Source organism: Micromonospora sp. NPDC051296, assembly GCF_040682255.1.
Classification (GTDB): domain Bacteria; phylum Actinomycetota; class Actinomycetes; order Mycobacteriales; family Micromonosporaceae; genus Micromonospora; species Micromonospora craterilacus.
In genome coordinates, this window is sequence record NZ_JBFBAO010000604.1 from 1 (window position 1) to 2,162 (window position 2,162).

1 protein-coding gene and 1 pseudogene are annotated in these 2,162 nt (G+C 75.1%); one reads left to right on the forward strand and one right to left on the reverse strand.

Annotated features, from left to right (window positions below; translation table 11 throughout):
• Positions 1-42 precede the first annotated feature (42 nt).
• Positions 43-1,593, reverse strand: coding sequence for a GGDEF domain-containing protein (locus tag AB0M52_RS33410; RefSeq protein WP_363961839.1), 1,551 nt, complete (start codon positions 1,591-1,593; stop codon positions 43-45).
• A gap of 74 nt (positions 1,594-1,667) precedes the next feature.
• Here AB0M52_RS33410 and AB0M52_RS33415 point away from each other — a divergent pair.
• Positions 1,668-2,162 (forward strand): annotated as a pseudogene (locus AB0M52_RS33415) (peptide chain release factor N(5)-glutamine methyltransferase); the annotation flags it as partial.

The window sequence follows — 2,162 nt, forward strand, 5'->3', positions numbered from 1 at the left end:
GCCTGGCCGGCGATCCGGAGCTGGCCCGTCGCTGACCCCTGGTCAGGAGGTACGCGGCCGAACCTTGGCCCGCAGCATCTCGCGATCGGCGGCCTCGAAGGCGGCACCGAGTGCGTCCCGCTGGCCGGGGCCGCCGACCCCCACCTCGGAGAAGCCGATGCTGACGCCGACCGGCGTACCGGGGACCAGGGATTCCCAGTCCTCGGTGCGTACCGCGGCGTCGATGCGGCGGGCCACCTCGGCCGCCTCGGCCATCCCCGCCCCGGGCAGCACCACCACGAACTCGTCGCCGCCGTAGCGGGCCACGAAGTCGCCCCGGCGCATCACCCTGTTGATCACCCCGGCGACTCGTTGAAGGACCAGGTCCCCCGAGTGGTGGCCGTGGCGGGTGTTGACCGCCTTGAACCCGTCCAGGTCACAGACGCCGATCACCACGCGCTCACCCCGGGCGACCACCGCGGCGATGTAGCGCTCCAGCCGGCGTCGGTTCGGCAACCCGGTCAACGGGTCGGTCAGCGCCTCGCCCTCGAACCGGGCCGCCTCGCGGCGCATCTCCTCGTGGTCGATCCGGGCGGCGATGCCGTCGATGTAGACGTCGCGGAGCCGGTCGTGCCGCTGGGCGGCGAGCCGGAAGGCCAACCGGTCGGCCCGGTGCGCGGCCGCGTGGTCGCCCGCCCGGGCCAGGGCCATGCTGCGCAGCCGGGCCGGCTCGGCCGCGCCGAGCGTCTCGGCGGAGACCTGGACGGCGTCCAGCCGGGTGACCGCCTCGATCGGTCGCCCGATGGCGATGGCCAGGCAGACCTGACCCAGCTGGCGCATGTCGCGGGCGCGGGCGCTGTCCGCGCCGTGCCCGAGCAGCCGGGCCGGATCCACGCCCTGGGCGCCGGCGACGGTGTCGCCAAGCGCCGCTCGGCGGGCCGCCGCGTAACCGTAGGCGGCGAGGCTGCTGGGCCGCAGTTGGTCGGCGCGCCCGACGGCCACGAACCGGTCGAGGTCGGTGGCGACGTCCCGCAGTACGCGCAGGCAGCCGTCGCTGTCGCCGGTGTGGTCCAGGGCGACCGCGTTGCGCAGCCGGATGCCCGGGGCGGCGAACGTCTCCTCCGGGATCCCGGCGGCGGTGCCGAGCTGCCGGGCGCGCTCGATCGCACCGAGCGCGTACCCGTGGAAGCTCAGGTAGGAGTAGGCCATCGCCAGGTCGTGCCAGCCCCACGCGGTGTCCCGGTCCGGGTCGTCCACCGCGCCCAGCGCCCGGGCGGCCTTCACCAGGTGCGTGACGCAGCGGTCCAGCGCACCCTGGTGGTGTGCGGCCAGCGCGGCCAGCGCGTTGAGGTGGCCGTGCAGGTAGGGCTCGGCGAGGTCCCGAACCGCGGCGGACGCCTCCTCGATGGCCCGGGTGTACTCGGCCGTCCGGCCGAGGTTGATCAGCGCGGAGAGGCGCTGAACGAGCGCGTCCGCGCGGGCGTGCGGGTCCCGGGTGCTGCGCAGCACCCGCTCCAGGATCGTGTACGCCTCGGTCGAGCGGCTCATTTCCTGCAACGCCCGCGCCTTCGTCAGGACGTCAACCTGGTCATCGACCCGGCCGAGCCAGCCCACCCGCGACCTCCCGTCGGTGTGTCGCTGGATGCACCGGCGTATGCACGTGCACCGCGACGATTCATGATTATTGCGTGACCTCTGTGCCGCAACACCCGTCCGAAGGGACGAGACGACACCGTCCCTCTCCCGTGGTGGCCCGGGCCGCTCGTGGCCTCGCCGACGCCGGCGTCGCCTCCGCCCGGGCCGAGGCGGAGCTGCTGGCCGCGTACGTGCTCCAGGTGCCGCGCGGGCGGCTGGCCCTCGCGGACGGGTTCACCGACGGGCAGCTGGACCGCTACCAGGCGCTGGTGGCCCGGCGGTCCCGGCGCGAGCCGTTGCAGCATCTCACCGGCAGCGCCGGCTTCCGGCATCTGGAGCTGGCCGTCGGGCCGGGCGTCTTCGTGCCGCGCCCGGAGACCGAGCTGCTCGCCGGCTGGGGCGTCGAGCAGGCCCGGGCCGTCGAGCGGAACCAGGCCGGCGACCGCGCCGAGCCGCTGGTGGTGGATCTGTGCAGCGGGTCCGGGGCGATCGCGTTGGCGGTGGCCCAGGAGGTGCCGGCCGCCCGGGTGGTGGCGGTGGAACGCTCG